Raw genomic sequence first — 16,592 nt, 5'->3', positions numbered from 1 at the left:
TCGCGGCGGGACCCGAGACAGAGCCGGAATTCCCCGGGCGCAGGGACTTTCGCCGGTCGTCGTCCGCCGCGGTGACCTTCGCGGGCGCGCCCGGGCCGAAAGACCTCTGCCGTCGCCGGTCGCTCGCGATGTTGCATGACAACCCGATGGGGGCGTCGCGGCGACAGGAGCGAAATGTCCAGAGCACACGAAACAGACCCGGCCGAGTCACGGAGCCGGACACTCGGCCTGACCTCGGCGACCGGATTGGTGGCGGGCAGCGTGATCGGCACCGGCGTGTTCACCATGCCTGCCGTGCTGGCCGGCGCGGGAACGAGTTCGCTGCTGGTGCTCGGCGTGGTCGCCGTCGGCGCCGCGGTGCTGGCTGTCCTCTTCGGACAGTTGACGAAACGCACGCAGAATTCCGACGGCGGCCTGTACGCCTACGCCCGCGGCGAGTTCGGCGATTTCGCCGGCTATCTGGTCGGCTGGTGCTACTGGGTTTCCGCGTGGGCAGGCAACGCCGCGATCGTCGCGTCGTGGGTGCTCTACGTCGAAGCCCTCTTCGGCATCGAACGTCCCTCGACCTGGGTCGACCTCGGCATCGCGCTGGCCGGGCTGTGGATCCCGGCCGCGGTCAACCTCGCGGGCGTGCGGCAGATGGCGTGGTTCCAGAACACCACCGTGGTGCTGCCTGCTGCTCGGCGCGCGGCGGCATCCGGCTGCTTCCGCATGCGAGAGCCCCGACGACGTCCCAGGCAGGGAGGCAGGGTGGCTCGCTGGTGGCGGAGCAGAACCCGCACCCCGGCCACCAGAGCCCCGGCACGCGCCAGTATGACGCCGATGGCGAACTGCTCGACGACACCGGCCGCCCGTGCGAGGATGAACTGGGCGAGCCGCAGAGCCACCAGATGTTCGCTGATGCAGCACGGGGTTTGGTAGCCCGCGTCGGCGCGCGTGAATACGTCCTGGTCCACTCGGGTCGGATCACGCTTGGTCCCATCCGCCACGAGGCGGGCGTCGATGAAGGCGGCTACGTTACGTGCCAGGGCCCACATGCCGCATCGCTGGCAGGCCGTGACGGAGACGCCACGGTCTGGATCGTGCCCAGCTTCCCGCGTGCGGTGCCCCGGGAGGGGTAGCGCGGCCTGTGGCGCCGAGTTCAGTGCGAGGCGCCCGGTTCCGGTGAGTCGATATGTTCAACGTAGAGCGGTGACGCAGCCAAGACCGTGCCATCGACGGTCGGCATGAGGGCAGTCACGCGGGCGTACCCTGCCAACCATGCCGAGGTGTAATTGGGCTGGAGGGACTTAGTCAGGTCCTGAACGTTGTCCCAGATGCGATCGGCGTACCTTTGGACAACTTGATCCGGGAGTCTCGTGTCGGCATCGTCGTCAGGGCTGCCGAGCAGCGAACCGCGCAGCACGTCAGCGAACTCTGCCCACAGCGAGGAGCGGAGACGCAGTTCCGCTTCGTCAGCTGTGCCTGGCCTGGCGCCGAGAAGATGCTGGGCCGAGCCGTGCAGCAGGAGCCTCAGCCTGCCTCCTGTCGGGTACTCCGGACTGGCTACGTCGGCATCGACGAACACGAGAGATGTGACGTCGCGCCACGTCAGAACGCGATATGTCAGGGGTGCCTCGAAGTGCACCCACATGCCCGGGCGGACGTCCCGGCTTGCGAACCACGACGGTGCTCGGGACGACTGCTCTAGCACGTTCACGGCCTGCTGGAGCGCCGGTGCCGCAGCCTTCGCCGCCTTCTTTTCGCCCTTGACGCCGATCCCCGCCGGACCCTTGACCTCGAGTGCTCCTTCGAAATCCTTGAACTTCGTGCCCCTCGGCAAGTCCGGCAAGATTTGCTGAAGCTTGGCCGTAGAGACGTAGATCAGTTCGCGCATGCGGACATCTTGCCTGATGCGGGGCGTGCCGGGCGCCCGGAACCGCGATCAACGAGTTGCCGGACACGTAGACGTGGGAAATCTCCCGCGTCACGGTTGGGCTTCTGGCCAGTCAGTCAAGCTGCAGGTCCGTGGCAAATTGCAAGTTGGGGTTATCGATCAACTCGCCCCTCGGACACAGATACGTGGGAGATCTCCCAAATCCCAGGGTAACAGGCCCGCTACGGCGGGTCTTTCTCGCGTCCGGCTCCATCTCCCTGTGGATACGCTGGTCGCGGACGTGCCCTCCCGTGGCAGTGCGAGCTGGGGAGTGGGGCATGACCCGCATTCCCTCGCTGGCCGCACCGGGCCGGATGGCCGCCCCCGGGTGAGTGTCGAGCGTCCCTTCCTCGTACCGTCGATGAGCCTCCCTGTTCTGCGCGATCTCGCCGCCGCTGGCGGGCCGCGGTTGTCCATCGCGGTCATCGACGCGGGCGGCCGGCTGCAAGACCTCGGGGCGGTCGCGGCATTGGGGTGGAGGCCGGGCGATCGACTGCTGATCACGCTGGTCAAGACCTCAGCGGTGATCCGCCGACGTTCTGACGGAGCCTTCGTGATGCCTCGCAAGCCTTATGTGGGCCTCCCTACCGCGGTGCGGCGCGCTTGCCGAACCGTTCTCGGCAGTCGGCTGCTGTTGGTCGCTGGCCCGTCTCAGGACGTGCTGGTCGTCCATCCCGAAGCCGCCGTGCAATCCATGCTGCGTGCTCCATGCCTCCCTTGCCGACGCTGAGGAGGCTGCCTCGCGACCGCGACCAACGACGACCTCGCCACCGCACGCCTGCTGCTCAACTGTCTCGGCGTCGACCCCGCCGAATTACTCGGTCAGGAGCCTGCCGACACTCGTGGCCCGGACCTGCGGCCGACGCCCACCATCGGCGAATGGATCCCCGTCGTGACCAAGCTCGTCTCGCCCAGCACTGCCCGCTCTTACGGGTCCTGCTGGAACAAAGCCGGGGCGACCGGCGCACGGATACGATCGCCGCTACCGAACTCAAAGCAGAAGCCGAACAAGCCCGAGCTGCCGCGGTCGTGCGTCGCAACTCCCGTGGTGGCCGCAACGCTGCCGAGAACTTCGTTGCCGCTATGCGTTGTCTCTACAAACACCTCGTCAACGACGGTCATGTCGACGAGCGCGACAACCCCGCCGCCCGCGTCACCAAACCGCGCCGCAATGCCAGCACCTGGCGGGCGCTTCCCGGCGACCGGATCAGCTAGCTCAACGACGTCGTCGCCAGCACCGGCGACGACCCCGAGTTGGACGCCCTCTGATCCGCGGGCTCCACGAAAAAACTGCGCGCCGGCGCGGTCGCCTTGCGCCCCCGCGGCCTCGTGCGCACCCAAGCGCGATCAAGCCGGGCAGTGCCCGCGCGAGAGCCGGTGCCACCGGCGTGGGCCGCCGGGCGGAGGTGCGGAACCGGCTGCACATTCTCGCAGCGGCCACCGAGTCGTTGGCAATCGCCCAGCAGCCTCGATGCCGGCGGCGAGCAACGGGAATGCCGTGTCCTTGACCGCCGTCAGCACCTCGGCGAGGAACGCCGAACGCGTGGTGTGGATGACCTGGTCCTTGGCGCCAAACGCTTGTCGGCGGGGTCGAGCAGGTCCTCCTCGACGCGGCCGTGCGGGGAGAGGCCCGGCTCGTCCAGGAATCCGGCTCGGGTTCAGGCGATTCTCCATCGCCCTGCGGACCTGAAGGTCATCGGTCGCGTTCTCGCCCAGAACGTGTCCTCCTGGACTACCGCGGGAGGCGTCCCGCTCTCTGCGGAGTTCGGGCTGAAGAGGCTCGCGTGGCAGTGCTGATCCGCGGGCGCGGCGACTTGCACCGCACCGCGCCGCACTGCCGGTTCGAACGCATCCGGGGGGCCATTCAGCGTTCCAGCGGACAGTCACCACGTCGTCGCCGACGCTGGTCTCCACGCCGCACGTCGAGCTGGGGCCGCGTGCGCTCAGCGCCTCTTCCCGGTCATGCCCAGCAATGCCTCCTCCTTCTTTCTCGGGAACTCGCGGACCTTCCGAGAGATAGGCGACCACGAGAAGGGCGAGCAATTCCGTTCGATCAGGCGGACGGCGTGTTCCTGGTGCTGGTCGACGTCGAGGCTCAGCGGGCCGCCCGAAGCACTCGAGAAGACGAACGGCGCGCCGACCGTTCAGTGCAGCGGTGAGAAAGCTGTCGGGATGGCGATGCTCGAGGTCGCCCGGGCGATGTTCTCCGGACCGTTCTTCGGCGGCCAGATTTCCCGCTCGTAGGACTCGCGGCGGATGGCGAGGCGTCCGTCGAGGCTGGGGAAGGGCCAGATGTGCGTGATGCGCGGGGTTCCGTCCAGTCCGTACATCGCGGTGGTGAGCGGAAAAAGCTTGGTGCGTTCGGGGAGCGCGGCCTCCCAGCCGGCCATGGTCGGCGGCAGGCCGCCGACTTTGAGTTCGTAGGTGCGGAATTCGTAGACATCGCCGAAGCGCCCGGTCTGCACGGGCGGGAGGAACGGGAACGGCGCGTAGCTGCTGACGGTGAACGAATCCAGGTGCTCGCCGACCCCGAACGGATTGGCGCTGGCGAGGATTCGTCGGCGTTCCTCGGCGAGTGCGCCCGCGTCCTCGAATTCCCGGAGCAGCAGCACGCGGCCGACGATCTCTCCGTGTTCGGTCTCCCAGCAGCCGAGCAGCCTGCCGCGCGCCGCCGCGTTCGTGGCGTAATCCTCCAGGGCGGGCAGTGCTCGGGGCACCGTGTAGAGCTTCAGCGCGAGATGGGTCAGTTCGTAGAACATCGCGGAACCTCCATAAGCATGCGTATCAAGCGTAAGCATGCTTATACTGCCAACCATAGGCGACGATCTTGCGGGAGAACTGGCGGATTTCTGCGTGGGAACCACCACAGCACTGGTGCCGGCGGACGTCCTCGACAAAGCCAAGCTGTGTCTGACGGACTTCCTGTCCGCGGCTCTGGTGCCTTCGGACGAGAGCCGCATTGCCTTGCGCGCACTGGGAAATCCGCGAGCTGGCGCCGCGCTCGTCCTCGGTGCCGCGGCCGGCGCGCCCGCCCCGACGGCGGCGTACCTCACCAGCGTGCCCGCGGCGGCGACCGGCCGGACGGACACGCACGTCGAGAGTTCGTCGCATCCCGGCATGGTGGTGTTCCCCGCGCTGCTGGCCTTGGCCGGGCAGCACGAGGTGTCCGGCGGGCGTGTGCTGTCCGCGGCGGTGGTCGGTTACGAGGTGATGTGCCGCCTCGGCTCGGCGATGATCACGTCCGAAGTGGCCGCGACGTTCCGGCCCACCGGTGTGCTCGGCCCCGTCGCGGCTGCCGCCGCGTGCGCCCACCTGCTCGCGCTCGACGAGGCCGCGACGCGGGCGGCGCTCGGCATGGCGGCCAACGCGGCGTGCGGCCTCAACCACTGGGCGCGGGCCGCCACGCAGGAGCATGTGCTGCATTCAGCGACGGCCGCGCGGACCGGCGTCGAGTCGGCTTTGCTGGCGGCCGCCGGGTTGACCGCGTCCGGCGGGGCGGTCGACGGCGAGGCGGGACTGCTCGCCGCTTTCGGCGCCCGGGACCGGGCGCACCGGCTCGCCGGGGGACCTGGCTTCGCGATCCGCGACATCGTGCACAAGCCCGCGCCGGCCTGCATCTACGTGCAGGGGCCCTGCCAGCTCGCCGAGGAGATCGGGCGGCGGCACCGTCCCGATCCGGCTCGCGTCGAATCCGTCCGCATCGGGCTCGCCGAGCAGGCGGTCCGGTATCCCGGCTGCGACAACAGCGGGCCGATCTCCGATGTCGTGGCCGCGCAGCTGAGCGTGCAGTTCAGCGTGGCGTCGGTGCTGGCGTCCGGCGGAATTCTCGACCGGAACTGGCGAAACCCGGCCGATCCCCAGGCGAACCGGCTCGCTGCCCGCTCCCGGCTGGTCGCGGACCCCGGGCTGACGGCGCGATTTCCGGCCCGCAACGGGTCCTGGGTGCGGGTCCTGCTCGACGACGGACAAGTGCTCGTCGCCGAACAGGACACCTTTCCTTCGATGACCGCCGCCGAGATCGTCCGGCGGTTTCATGCGGCCGCGGACCGGGTTTACGGCCGGGCTGGCAGCGAGGCGATCCTCGCGCGCGTCGATCGGCTCGACCGGACGCCGTCCGCGTCCGGCCTGCTGCGGGCTCTTCAGCCGCGCTGAAGAGCCTCGGTCACCGCGGTGCGGCCTGCCGAACGGCCGAACACCGCCGCCCGCATCAGTGCGGCACCGCCGGGGTAGTCGCCGTAGAACAGGCCGCCGGTGGCCTCGCCCGCCGCGTACAGCCCGGGCACGGGCGCGCCGTCGGAAGCCAAAGCGCGTCCGTCGGGGTCGATTCGCACGCCGCCGAACGTGAACGTCAGCCCGGCCACCGCGTGGTAGGCGACGAACGGCGGCCGGTCCAGCGGAACGGCCCAGTGCGATTTGGCCGGCGCGATGCCGTCCGTGCTCCCGTCTTCCCGGCAGGCGCGGTTGAATTCCGCTACCGTCCGGACCAGCGCCCCGGCCGGCACGCCGATGCGCTCGGCGAGCGCGGGCAGAGTCGGCGCGGTCACCGGGACCGCGGCCCCGGCGAACTCGTCCGCTACGCGCGCCGCGGTGTGCTGGTCGAAGATCTCGTACGCTTCGCGGCCGGGCTGGCCCATGATCGCCTTGCCCATCTTCGAATAGTTCTTCACCCACGGGCCGGGTCCCTCGTCGACGAACCGCTCGCCGTCCCGGTTGACGAGCACCCCGAGCCAGAACCCGTGCAGCGGGAACGGCGGCGACGCCTCGCTGCGGTCCGGCGCGGGCATGGTCGGGTCCACGGCGGCGGAGTGACAGCTCGACCACACCCCGGCCGGACCGGCCCCGGCCCGCAACGCCGCCGCGATCCCGTCGCCGGTCGCCTGGCGGGTGCCGCGCAGTTTCACGTTCTCCCAGTGCGGGCCCAGATGCCGGAGCCGCGACTCGCGACTGGCCTGGAATCCGCCGCTGGCGATCACCACCGCGTCCGCCGGAAGCACGCCGTCGGCGGTCCGCGCGCCGGTGACCCGCTCGCCTTCGCGGACAACGTCGACGAGCGGGGTGGACCAGCGCAGTTCGACACCGATCTGCTCGGCGTACCGCAACAGCGGCTTGATCACCTCGAACCCGCGCGACATCCCTTCGCCGGTGCTGGTCAGGATCTGCCCGGGCGGGATGTGCAGCACGCCGTCCCGCACGCGCGCGCCGACTGTCCGGTTGAAGGTGAAGCGCACTCCTTTCGCGGACAGCCACCGCACGGTGTCCAGCGAGCGTTCCGCGAGCGCTGTCACCAGTTTCGGGTCGGCCTGGCCGTCGCTCATCGCCGTCAGCTCGGCTGCGTAGGCCTCGCGAGTGTAGGGCGGCGCGACGATTTCCTCGGCGTGCATGCCGGGTTCGAAGTCCCGGGTGATCGAGGTGAGGTCGTCCGGGCCGGCGTAGCAGAACAGGAACAGCCCGCCGGAAAACGCGGCGTTCCCGCCGACGTCGGCACGGCTGCCCTTTTCCAGCAAGACGACGTCCGCTCCGGCTTCGCGGGCGGAGATCGCGGCGGCGAGCCCCGTCAGGCCCGCCCCGGCGACGACAATGTTCGGCACTGGTCCTCCTTGACCGGTTGCGATGATCGGTTCCGGGAGAAGATCCCGGTTCACCAGCGGAAGGCGAGCGGCTGCCCGGGGCGGTCCGGCACCGGTCCGGTGCGCCGGACGAAACCCTTGCCGGGCACGCCGAGTTCGTCCGCGAGCCAGTTCGCGGCGGCGATCAGGCGCGGCAGGTCGATTCCGGTGTCCACATCGGACAATTCGAGCAGCTGGACGGCGTCTTCGGTGCAGATCCCGCCGCCCTGGGCGCCGGGCATGGCCGGGTGCCCGCCGCTGCCGGCGAGCGCGGTGTCGAGGTTCCGGACGCCGAGGTCGAGCAGGGGCAGCAGGGCGGCCAGGCCCATGCCGCGGGCGTCGTGGATCTGCACGGTGAGGTTTTCCGCCGGGATGTGCGCGAGCGCGGCGGTGACGAGGCCGCGGATCTGCGGCGGGGCCGCGTAACCGGACGAGTCGGCGAGGATCCACCGGTCCACGCCGAGGTCGAGGAGCCGACGGGCCAGCGGTTCCAGTTCGCCGGCGCCGCGGGCGGGCCCGGTCGGGCCGCCCCAGGCGAAGATCACGTACGTGCCGAGCTGGACGCGGTGATCGGCGGCGTAAGCGGCCATGCGTTCGAGTTCGGCCAGAGAGTCCTTTGTGGAGCGTCCGATGTTGGCGCGGGCGAAATCTTCGTCTGCCGAGAGAAGGAACGACGCGCTGTCCGCGCCCGCGTCGATCGCGCGGGCCAGGCCTCGGACGTTGCCGACGCAACAGCCGAGGTGCAGACCTGGGGTGCGGCGCACGGCCGCGAAAACTTCCTCGGCGTCGGCGAGTCCCTTGATCAGGTCGGGCCGCACGAACGAGGACAGCTCGAACGCGCGAACCCCGGCGTCGACGAGCCGTCGCACAAGCTCGACCTTGACCTCGGTCGGCGCGATGTGGTCCTGGAACGTCAGGCGTGGCGCGATTTCGCGAATGCGCACCGCCTTCGGTTCAGACATGGCGGGTCGGGGCGAGTCCGGCGGCCTGCGCGTCCCACGCTTCGCCCCGGCCTTGGCCGCGCAGGTCGGTCTTGCGGACCTTGCCGGTCGGGGTGACGGGCAGCTGGTCGAGCACGCGGTAGTAGCGGGGGACCATGAAGTGCGGCAGGGCCCGGTCGCAGTGCGCGAACAGCTCCGCGAAGTCCGGCTTCCGCCCGGATTCCAGCTGCAGCACGGCGAGGACCTCGTCCTCGCCCAGCTCCGACGGCGTGGCGACCGCCGCCGCCGCGACGACGCCGGGGTAGGCGAGCAGGACCGATTCGACCTCGTGCGAGGAGATGTTCTCGCCGCGCCGGCGCAGGGCGTCCTTCTTGCGGTCGATGAAGTAGAAGTACCCGTCCTCGTCGGTGTAGCCGAGGTCGCCGGTGTGCCACCAGAGGTCTTTCATCGTCGCGAGGGTGGCCTCGGGTTCGCCGCGGTAGCCGGAGAACATGATGTTCGCTTCGCGCGGCCGGTACACGATCTCCCCGGCTTGCCCGGGCGCCGCGCGGTTCCCGGACTCGTCGTGGACCTCGAGGATCGACGACTCCGTGGGCACGCCGATCGAGCCGATCTTGCGCGCGGCCAACGGGTTGTAGAGGACATTCTTGATTTCGGTGAGCCCGTAGCCTTCCACGACGTGGATTCCGAACCGTTCCTCGAACGGCTCCAGCACCTGGCGCGGAGCGGGCGCGGCGAACACTCGGCCGACCCGGTGGTCGCGGTCGCGTTCGGACGGGGGCTGGGCCAGCAGCACCGGCAGGATCGAGCCCAGCGCGTTGAACTGGGTTACCCCGCCGGCGCGGATGTCGTCCCAGAACCGGCTCGCGGAGAACCGCCGGCCGAGCACCACGGTGGCGCCGGCGAACAGCCCGTGCAGGGTGATGTTGACCTGGGCCGCGCCGTGGAACAGCGGCAGGCAGGTGTACAGCCGCTCGTCGGCGGTGGTGCCCATCTGCTGCGCGCATTCCTTGGCGGCGACGACCTGCATGCGGTTCGGGTACACGACACCCTTGCTGCGTCCGGTGGTGCCGGAGGTGAGCATGACCGCGACCGGGTCGGCCGGGCTGACCGCGGGAAGCTCGCGGGCGGGGTCGCCGGAGGCGAGTAATTCAGGCCAGCCCAGCACCCGCACTCCCGGCGGCGTGCCGCCGGGAGCGGCATCGTCGAGCACGACGACGGTGGTCAGCGCCTCCGGCAGTTCCGGGAGGTCGGCGACGAGGCCGAGCAGCGCGGGCTCGGTGACCAGGATCCGGACGCCGGTACTGCGCAGCGCGTGGTCGAGGAACTGTCCTTTGTAGGCGGTGTTGACCGGGACCTCGACGAGCCCGGCACGGGCGGCTCCGAACCAGGCGAGCAGGTATTCGGCGCGGTTGGGCAGGAGAATGCCGACCGAGTCGCCCGGCGCGGCGCCGGTGGCGAGCAGACCGCGCGCGACCTCGGACACCGCGAGGTCCAGCTCGCCGTAGGTCAGCTCGGCTCCGTCGACCACGAGCGCGGGTTTGCCCGGGTGCTGCCGTGCCCGAGTGGCGATCAGCCCGCTGACGGTCTCCGCCGCGAGGTCTTCGGATCGCGGGGCCGAACGCGTCATGCCAGCTCCTTCTTCGCCCGGGCGAGGAATCCCTCCAGGGCCGGGTCCCAGGCCGCTTCGGCGCCGGTGGTCACGAGGAACGCATCGACCCCGAGGTCACGATAGGTGCCCAACGTGTTCAGGACCCGCTCCTCGGTGCCGACCAGCGCCTGCGAGTTGGCGAAACCGCCCAGCAGCTTGGTCAGCCCGGTCCAGAAGCAGTCGTCGTGCAGTTCCTCGTCGGTCAGCGCGAGCGCCCGCTGCCTGCCGACCGAGGTGTCGGTGGACGACGAGCGCAGGAACTTCCCGGAGGCTTCGGCGATCTGCCGTTCCGCCGCGCGAGCTCGGGCCCACGCGTCGTCGTCGGTGTCGCCGACGAACAGGCGCAGGCTCAAGGAGAACCGCATCTTCCGGCCGTACCGTTCGGCGGCGTCGCGGACGCGGTCGATGCGTTCCTTCGTGCCCGCGAACGGCTCGCCCCACAGCATGTACAGGTCGGCGTGGCGGGCGCCGAAGTCGACCGCGTCGTCGCTTTCCCCGCCCATGAAGATCGGCACCTGTCCCCGCACCGGCTTGGTCAGGATCTTCACCGCCTCGGCCGTGTAGTACTCGCCGTGGTGATCGAACTGCTCGGGCGAGGTCCAGGTGCGCCGGACGACGTCGAGGTACTCGACCGCGCGCCGGTAGCGCTCGGCCTTGGGGAGATCGTCGGATTCGCGGCGCAGGTCCTTGTCGGACCCGCCGACGACCACGTTGATCGCGAGCCTCCCGCGGGCGAGCACGTCGAGCGTGGCGAAGTAGCGCGCGGCGGCCGCCGGCGGCAGGACGCCCGGGCGGTGCGCGACGATCGGCGAGAACTTCTCGGTGAGCGCGAGGGCGAACGGCGCGGTCGCGTGGTTGTGCGGCCAGGTCGAGGAATACCCGACGAGGACGCGGTCGATCACCTCGGAACGGTCCAGCTCCCGGACTCGCGCGAGCAGGGCGTCCGGGGTGGTTTCGCCCGCTTCGAGGGGCTGCAGCCCGGTGAAGAATTCGACCATCGGATCCTCCTTAATCGTGTGCCAGCCAGGCCTGATGCCTGGCGAAGTGATCAGGCCGCCGGGTGCGGAGTTCCGCGGTGGCGGCGGCCAATGCGACGGTTCCGCCGGCGAGGGTCATCCGCGCGGAGACGTCCCAGCGACGGCCCGCGTGACTGTCGATCCGCGCTGTCACCGTCAGTGGCCGTTCGACCGGAACCGGGCGGTGGTAGGAGATCTGGAGCGATTTCGTGACCAGCCGGGCTTCGCGGCGCAGGGCGACTGCGTTCAGCACGTCGTCGAACACCGCCGCGGTCCAGCCGCCGTGCGCGACCTCGGGACCACCGCACCAGTGCCGAGGGCAGACGACGTCGAACGTCGTCGCGGCTTCCCCGGCGTGCGCGACCTCGATGCCGAGGCGGCACCGGTCCTCGGGGGCGCAGCCGCCGCACAGCAGCCGTCCCGACGGCGACGGGCCGATCCGGAAGTCGTCCGCGCGGTCACTCATGCGCGACCTTCCGCAGGGCCGCGACCACCGCGTCCGGTACGTCGATCGTGCCGCGCCGCAACGCCTCTTCACAGCAGGCGGCGGACCGGTCGAACGGCACGCGGACGGCGGGGCCGCCTTCCACGGGCCGGGTCGCCCGGATCGACGCGGCGTACTCGCTGACGCGGCGGCGGTAGTCGTCCGCGTCGGTGAGCACGGCCGGATCGACCAGCAGCACGAAGAACCCGCAGTCGGAGATGCCCGGCGGGGCCGCGGCCGCGCCGCTCATCATGCCGAGCAGCTGCACCACCATGGCCAGCCCGGAACCCTTGTGCCCGCCCCACACGCCGAACGCGCCGCCCAGCGCCGCTGCCGGGTCGAGGGTGGGCGCCCCGGAAGCGTCGAATGCCTGGCCCTCTTCGAGTTGCTCGCCGAGCCGCGCTTTCAGTACTACGTCGCCGTACATCACTGCCGAGGTGCCGATGTCCCAGATGACCGGCGTCGGCGAAGCGGGGAATCCGAAGGCGATCGGGTTGGTGCCGAACCTGCCCTCGGTGCCGCCCTGCGGAGCGACGACGGCGGGCCCGCTGCCCGCGATCATCCCGGCGAGCCCGGCTGCGGCAGCCTTCTCCAGGTAATAGGAAAACATGCCGGTGTACCAGGTGTTGCGGGCGCCGACGACGGCCATTCCGTGCGCGCGGGCCTTCTCCGCCGCCAGGTCCAGGGCCCGCATGCCGACGAGGTAACCCACCTGGTCGCCGCCGTCGAGGGTGGCCGAAACCGGGGTCTCCGCGAGGACCCGGATCGGGCGCGGAGCCTCGGCTACGGCGCGGATGCGCTCCACAATGGACAGTGCGCGGGCGAGGCCGCCGAACGTCAGCCCGCGCAGTTCGCAGTCGAGTAGGTGTTCGGCGATGACGGCGGCCTCGTCCGGGGTGTGCCCGGCCTGGGTCATGGCGGCCAGGACGAGGTCGTGGGCATCGGGCAGGGGCAAGGTGGTCATGAGCCGGACTCCGCGGTCAGGGGAAGGGCGGACGGGGAAGCCGCGGGGGTGCGGGCCGCGCGGCGGGTGAGCGCGAACGCGGCGAGCGCGCTGGCGGCGGCCGCGGCCAGCAGCAGGTAGGCGGGGGAGCGGCGGTCGCCGGTCAGCTCGACCAGCGCCTGGCAGATGAACACCGCCGAACCGCCGAGGATGCCGACAGTCACGTTGTAGGAGATGCCGACGAGGCTGCCGCGCCGCCGCACGGGAACGAGCTGGACGTAGGTGATCGGCGCGACGCCCGAGTAGAACGCCGGGCCGGCCGACAGCGCCACCGTGCACACGATGATCAGCCACAGGGGAGGGGCGCTGGCCAGCGCGGCGAACAGCGGGTAGCTCACGACGAGCACCGCGAGCGAGGACGCCAGCAGCACTTTCGGCCGGCCTCGCCGGTCCGCGGCACGGCCGCCCGCGAGCACGAGGAAGATCCCGGCGAGCAGCGAGAACGCGATCACCGCGGTTGCCGCGACGGGGGACAGCCGCAGCTGGATGAGGTAGCTCTGCACGTAGGTGTAGACCATGTAGATGCCGACGATGTGCAGCACCGACACGCCGACGAGCAGGAGCACCGAGGACCATTGCCGGTCCGCCGATTGGTCCGATGCGGACGGCCTGGCGCGGGCGTCGAGGAACTCGGGCGTTTCGCCGAACCGGCTGCGCAGATAGAGGCCGATCCCGCCGATGGGAAATGCCAGCAGGAACGGCACCCGCCAGCCCCACCCGAGCATTTGCGCCGGAGTCAGCGCGGCGCTCAGCGACAGCACGACGACCGCGCCCAGCAGGAACCCGGCCAGACTGCCGACCTGCACGCGGCTCGACAGCGCACCGCGCCGGTGCGGCGGGGCGAACTCGGCGACGTAGATGATCGCGGTGGTGAACTCGCCGCCGCCGGCCAGCCCTTGCGCGAATCGCAACAGCACCAGCAGGATCGGCGCGGCGACGCCGATCGTCCCGGTCGCCGGCAGCAGGCCGATCAGTGTGCTGCCGCCGGCCATCAGCAGCAGCGATGCCACGAGCGCGGGACGGCGGCCGTGCCGGTCCGCGATCGGGCCGAACACCAAGGCCCCCGCGGGACGCGCCAGGAATGCCGAGCCGAACACCGCGAACGACGACAGCAGGCCCGCGCCGGTGCTCGCGGCCGGGAAGAACACCTTCGCCAGCACGGCGGAGAGGAACCCGTAGACGGCGTAGTCGTAGGTCTCCACGGTGTTGCCGATCGAGGCCGCGAGCGTCGTGCGTCTTGCTTCTGCCGGTGTGGTCATGACGTGCCTCTCCGTTGAGGTCGGGGCTGGCGCGGGGGCGCGGCTCAGGCCGCGAGGTGGTGGTACTGGCTGCGGAAGAACAGCAGCGGCTCCGCCGTGGTGTCGGCGGCCAGGTCGTCGACGCGGCCGAGGACGAGGTGGTGGTCGCCGGCGTCGTGCACGGCCTCGATCGTGCAGGCGATCCAGGCGACGGCCCCGTCGAGCACGGGATCGCCGTGCGGCCCGGGACGCCAGTCGACGCCGGCGAACTTGTCCCCGCCGGAGACCGCGAGCGCACGGCAGACGTCCTCCTGCCCGGCGGCGAGGACGTTGGCGCAGAACGTGCCGCGCCGGGCGAGCGCCGGGAACGTCGAGGACGTCTTGCCGGGCAGGAACGCCACCAGCGGCGGATCGAGCGAGACCGACGTGAACGACGAAACCGCCAGGCCCGCCGGCCGCCCGTCCGCGTCCCGCCCGGTGATCGCCACGACGCCGCTGGGGAAATTCCCCAAGGCGGAGGGGAATCGGGATGATGTAAGCATGCTTATACCATATAAGCGTGCGGATACGAATGCAAGCATGCTGACGCGCATCCGCGCCCGGCGCTCTACGCTGCGGGGGTGACCGATCCCTTGCCTTACGTAGATCCGTTCGACGACGGCCGCTCGCCCGCGCGCGCGGAGACCGGCATGGACGAGGCGTCCTCCTTGATCGACGCCGTGTTCCGGTTCGAGCGCGCGGTCTCGCGGATCGGCAACGCACGGCTGCGGCGGTGGAACATGACGCTGTCGAGCTACACCGCGCTGCGGATCCTGGCCAACCGGCCGCATCTGACGCTGGCTCAGCTGTCCCGGCGGTGCTATGTCCGCCCGCAGACGATGACGCGCATCGTGACCCAGATGGAGAAGCGCGGATTCGTCGCCCGCGGCGCGCACCCGGAAAGCGAGCGTGCCCTGTCGCTCGAAGTCACCAAGGCCGGGCTTGCCGCGCTTGAGGAGATGGACTCCGAGGTGCTCCGGATCAGCGACACCCTGGGGTCGCTCCTCGGCCGGGACGAGATCGTCGCCGCCGACCGTCAGCTGCGTCAGGCCGCCCTCGTCGTCGAAGGCGAGCTGCGCGAGATGGAGCGCGGCGAAAAGTAAGCATGCTCATTTAACGTAAGCATGCTTATACTTGGGCCATGGACCGAATGACCATGGCGCTGGACGCGCTGCGCGAGGGCAGGCCGGTGCTCGTCACCGACGCCGCCGACCGCGAGAACGAGGGCGACGTGGTGCTGGCCGCGCACACCGCGTCGGCGCACTGGGTCGCGTGGACCGTGCGGCACACCTCCGGACTGCTGTGCGCCCCGATGCCCCCGGACCGCGCGGCAGACCTCCGGCTGCCGCCGATGGTGGAGCGCAACGAGGACGCGCGCGGCACCGCCTACACCGTGACCGTGGACGCGAAGACCGGCGTGACCACCGGAATCAGTGCCGCCGATCGCGCCCGCACCCTGCGACTGCTGGCCGACCCGGCGGCCGCCGCCGCGGATTTCGCCCGCCCCGGCCACGTCCTCCCGCTGCGCGCGCGACCCGGCGGCGTCCTGGAGCGACCAGGACACACCGAAGCGGCGGTCGATCTGTGCCGGCTCGCAGGCGTGCCACCGGTCGCGGCCATCGCGGAACTGGTGGCCGACGACGGGTCAATGCTCCGCGGCCCCGGAGTCGCGGACCTCGCGCGCCGGTCCGGCCTGCCCGCGCTGAGCATCGAGGACCTGATCTCCCATCGGCTGCGGAATCCGTTTCCGGCCGGTGAACAGCCGCGCGTGGCGCGAACCGCCGAAACCGAGCTCCCGACCCGGTACGGCCGCTTCCGCGCGGTGGGCTATCTGGACCTGCGCACCGGTGCCGACCATGTCGCGCTCATCTGTGGCGAACCGGGCGACGAGGCGACCGTACGCGTGCACTCCGAATGCCTGACCGGCGAATCCCTGGCCTCCGCCCGCTGCGACTGCGGCCCGCAATTGGATGCCGCCCTCGCCCGGATCAGCCGTGACGGCGGGGTGCTGGTGTATCTTCGCGGGCACGAGGGGCGGGGCATCGGACTGGCGAAAAAGCTGGCGGCGTATGAGCTTCAGGACCGCGGACTGGACACAGTGGACGCCAACCTCCGTCTGGGCGAACCGGCCGACGCGCGGGAATACGGGGCTGCCGCGGCCATCCTGCGGGATCTGGGGATCGCGCGGACCCGGGTCCTGACCAACAATCCCGGGAAGATCCGGGATTTGGAAGCGGGCGGGGTCACCGTCCTGCGGAGGCTTCCGTTGACGGTGGGTGCCACGTCGGCGAATCTTCGTTACCTGGCAGCGAAACAGCAACGCATGGGGCATCTCTTCACCGAACGCGAGAGCTCCCGGGGTTAGTCCGCCAGCGGATTTCGGGGTTCTCCATGGCAGAACCCCGCGCCCAGTCCGCTCGGCTGGACGAGCTTGGTGGCCCGTGTGGACACCCGAACGCGTGCGGTCTGAGGCAGTTCCGCGGGCAGGGCTCTCCGCCGAGCGGTGCTCGGGGTGCCGAACCTCCGGTGTCGACGACCGCCTACGGCGCGCCCGGGCCGATGCGGTCTCCGCGCCGAGTCGGGGATGCCGAGGGCACGCTGGCTGGGTGTGGACCTCGCCGCCGGGCCGCGACGTTCCCGTTCACCGTCGTGCCGCGCTCGCCGGGACCCGTGATGTTCGCTGCGGGGTTCGTCGGCCG

The 16,592-nt window shown here is 70.6% G+C and carries 16 protein-coding genes; 6 read left to right on the top strand and 10 right to left on the bottom strand.

Translation table 11 applies throughout. From position 1 onward, the window contains the following. The first annotated feature begins 174 nt into the window (after positions 1-174). Positions 175-921: an APC family permease gene (locus DMP23_RS19025; protein ID WP_337821899.1), complete on the top strand. Its 747-nt coding sequence runs from the start codon at positions 175-177 to the stop codon at positions 919-921. 220 nt (positions 922-1,141) lie between these two features. Here the strand turns inward: DMP23_RS19025 and DMP23_RS19020 are convergent, their stop codons facing one another. Then, on the bottom strand, positions 1,142-1,876 hold the full coding sequence (locus DMP23_RS19020; protein ID WP_337821898.1) for an SAVMC3_10250 family protein: 735 nt from the start codon (positions 1,874-1,876) through the stop codon (positions 1,142-1,144). A 400-nt stretch (positions 1,877-2,276) separates the two neighbouring features. Between DMP23_RS19020 and DMP23_RS19015 the strand changes: the two genes are divergently transcribed. Continuing rightward, a complete protein-coding gene (locus DMP23_RS19015; protein ID WP_337821897.1) occupies positions 2,277-2,645 on the top strand; it encodes a hypothetical protein in 369 nt (122 codons plus the stop codon). A gap of 149 nt (positions 2,646-2,794) precedes the next feature. Continuing rightward, positions 2,795-3,130 carry a hypothetical protein gene (locus DMP23_RS19010; RefSeq protein WP_337821896.1) on the top strand — a complete coding sequence of 112 codons (336 nt, stop codon included), beginning with the start codon at positions 2,795-2,797 and terminating at the stop codon, positions 3,128-3,130. Positions 3,131-4,059: 929 nt separating this feature from the next. Here the strand turns inward: DMP23_RS19010 and DMP23_RS19005 are convergent. Further along, entirely contained in the window at positions 4,060-4,674 is a 615-nt protein-coding gene (locus tag DMP23_RS19005; RefSeq protein ID WP_337821895.1) for an NIPSNAP family protein, read from the bottom strand. Between the two features lie 37 nt (positions 4,675-4,711). On the opposite strand from DMP23_RS19005, the gene DMP23_RS19000 reads away from it, so the two are divergent. Next, positions 4,712-6,067, top strand: a complete 1,356-nt coding sequence (locus DMP23_RS19000) for an MmgE/PrpD family protein (RefSeq protein ID WP_337821894.1) — start codon at positions 4,712-4,714, stop codon at positions 6,065-6,067. On the opposite strand, the gene tcuA is transcribed toward DMP23_RS19000, so the two are convergent. The 8 genes from tcuA to DMP23_RS18960 are packed head-to-tail and all read right to left on the bottom strand — an operon-like array spanning position 6,055 to position 14,396. After that, positions 6,055-7,503 carry an FAD-dependent tricarballylate dehydrogenase TcuA gene (gene tcuA / locus DMP23_RS18995; protein WP_337821893.1) on the bottom strand — a complete coding sequence of 483 codons (1,449 nt, stop codon included), beginning with the start codon at positions 7,501-7,503 and terminating at the stop codon, positions 6,055-6,057. The genes DMP23_RS19000 and tcuA overlap by 13 nt on opposite strands. Before the next feature lie 50 nt (positions 7,504-7,553). Then, a complete protein-coding gene (locus DMP23_RS18990) occupies positions 7,554-8,483 on the bottom strand; it encodes a pyruvate carboxyltransferase (RefSeq protein ID WP_337821892.1) in 930 nt (309 codons plus the stop codon). Then, positions 8,476-10,092, bottom strand: coding sequence for an AMP-binding protein (locus DMP23_RS18985; RefSeq protein ID WP_337821891.1), 1,617 nt, complete (start codon positions 10,090-10,092; stop codon positions 8,476-8,478). Before DMP23_RS18985 ends, DMP23_RS18990 begins: the two co-directional genes overlap by 8 nt. Continuing rightward, positions 10,089-11,111, bottom strand: coding sequence for an LLM class flavin-dependent oxidoreductase (locus tag DMP23_RS18980; protein ID WP_337821890.1), 1,023 nt, complete (start codon positions 11,109-11,111; stop codon positions 10,089-10,091). The genes DMP23_RS18985 and DMP23_RS18980 overlap by 4 nt, the downstream gene beginning before the upstream one ends. A gap of 10 nt (positions 11,112-11,121) precedes the next feature. Beyond that, positions 11,122-11,595 (bottom strand): PaaI family thioesterase, encoded by a 474-nt coding sequence (locus tag DMP23_RS18975; protein WP_337821889.1) that lies wholly within the window; start codon positions 11,593-11,595, stop codon positions 11,122-11,124. Beyond that, positions 11,588-12,577 carry an Ldh family oxidoreductase gene (locus DMP23_RS18970; RefSeq protein ID WP_337821888.1) on the bottom strand — a complete coding sequence of 330 codons (990 nt, stop codon included), beginning with the start codon at positions 12,575-12,577 and terminating at the stop codon, positions 11,588-11,590. Before DMP23_RS18970 ends, DMP23_RS18975 begins: the two co-directional genes overlap by 8 nt. Further along, on the bottom strand, positions 12,574-13,875 hold the full coding sequence (locus tag DMP23_RS18965; protein ID WP_037814413.1) for an MFS transporter: 1,302 nt from the start codon (positions 13,873-13,875) through the stop codon (positions 12,574-12,576). The genes DMP23_RS18970 and DMP23_RS18965 overlap by 4 nt, the downstream gene beginning before the upstream one ends. Positions 13,876-13,919: 44 nt before the next feature. Then, positions 13,920-14,396: a flavin reductase family protein gene (locus DMP23_RS18960; RefSeq protein WP_337821887.1), complete on the bottom strand. Its 477-nt coding sequence runs from the start codon at positions 14,394-14,396 to the stop codon at positions 13,920-13,922. 78 nt (positions 14,397-14,474) lie between these two features. Here DMP23_RS18960 and DMP23_RS18955 point away from each other — a divergent pair, with 78 nt between their 5' ends. Both DMP23_RS18955 and ribA read left to right on the top strand, forming a co-directional pair. Next, positions 14,475-14,996 (top strand): MarR family winged helix-turn-helix transcriptional regulator, encoded by a 522-nt coding sequence (locus tag DMP23_RS18955; RefSeq protein WP_337821886.1) that lies wholly within the window; start codon positions 14,475-14,477, stop codon positions 14,994-14,996. 38 nt (positions 14,997-15,034) lie between these two features. Beyond that, a complete protein-coding gene (gene ribA, locus DMP23_RS18950; RefSeq protein ID WP_337821885.1) occupies positions 15,035-16,258 on the top strand; it encodes a GTP cyclohydrolase II in 1,224 nt (407 codons plus the stop codon). The last annotated feature ends 334 nt before the right edge of the window (positions 16,259-16,592 follow it).

This window comes from Amycolatopsis sp. A1MSW2902, assembly GCF_017312175.1.
Lineage (GTDB): Bacteria > Actinomycetota > Actinomycetes > Mycobacteriales > Pseudonocardiaceae > Amycolatopsis > Amycolatopsis nivea.
Note: the sequence above shows the minus strand (reverse complement) of the source record. Positions and strands in the feature narration are given on the sequence as shown.

Excerpts from the sequence above, each read along its gene's own strand:
- DMP23_RS18980 (WP_337821890.1), bottom strand. The coding sequence starts at position 11,111 with ATGGTCGAATTCTTCACCGGGCTGCAGCCCCTCGAAGCGGGCGAAACC.
- DMP23_RS18960 (WP_337821887.1), bottom strand. The coding sequence starts at position 14,396 with ATGCTTACATCATCCCGATTCCCCTCCGCCTTGGGGAATTTCCCCAGC.
- ribA (WP_337821885.1), top strand. The coding sequence starts at position 15,035 with ATGGACCGAATGACCATGGCGCTGGACGCGCTGCGCGAGGGCAGGCCG.
- DMP23_RS19015 (WP_337821897.1), top strand. The coding sequence starts at position 2,277 with ATGAGCCTCCCTGTTCTGCGCGATCTCGCCGCCGCTGGCGGGCCGCGG.
- DMP23_RS18965 (WP_037814413.1), bottom strand. The coding sequence starts at position 13,875 with ATGACCACACCGGCAGAAGCAAGACGCACGACGCTCGCGGCCTCGATC.
- DMP23_RS19020 (WP_337821898.1), bottom strand. The coding sequence starts at position 1,876 with ATGCGCGAACTGATCTACGTCTCTACGGCCAAGCTTCAGCAAATCTTG.
- DMP23_RS19025 (WP_337821899.1), top strand. The coding sequence starts at position 175 with ATGTCCAGAGCACACGAAACAGACCCGGCCGAGTCACGGAGCCGGACA.
- DMP23_RS18985 (WP_337821891.1), bottom strand. The coding sequence starts at position 10,092 with ATGACGCGTTCGGCCCCGCGATCCGAAGACCTCGCGGCGGAGACCGTC.
- DMP23_RS18970 (WP_337821888.1), bottom strand. The coding sequence starts at position 12,577 with ATGACCACCTTGCCCCTGCCCGATGCCCACGACCTCGTCCTGGCCGCC.
- DMP23_RS18975 (WP_337821889.1), bottom strand. The coding sequence starts at position 11,595 with ATGAGTGACCGCGCGGACGACTTCCGGATCGGCCCGTCGCCGTCGGGA.
- DMP23_RS19000 (WP_337821894.1), top strand. The coding sequence starts at position 4,712 with ATGCTTATACTGCCAACCATAGGCGACGATCTTGCGGGAGAACTGGCG.
- DMP23_RS19010 (WP_337821896.1), top strand. The coding sequence starts at position 2,795 with ATGGATCCCCGTCGTGACCAAGCTCGTCTCGCCCAGCACTGCCCGCTC.
- DMP23_RS19005 (WP_337821895.1), bottom strand. The coding sequence starts at position 4,674 with ATGTTCTACGAACTGACCCATCTCGCGCTGAAGCTCTACACGGTGCCC.
- DMP23_RS18990 (WP_337821892.1), bottom strand. The coding sequence starts at position 8,483 with ATGTCTGAACCGAAGGCGGTGCGCATTCGCGAAATCGCGCCACGCCTG.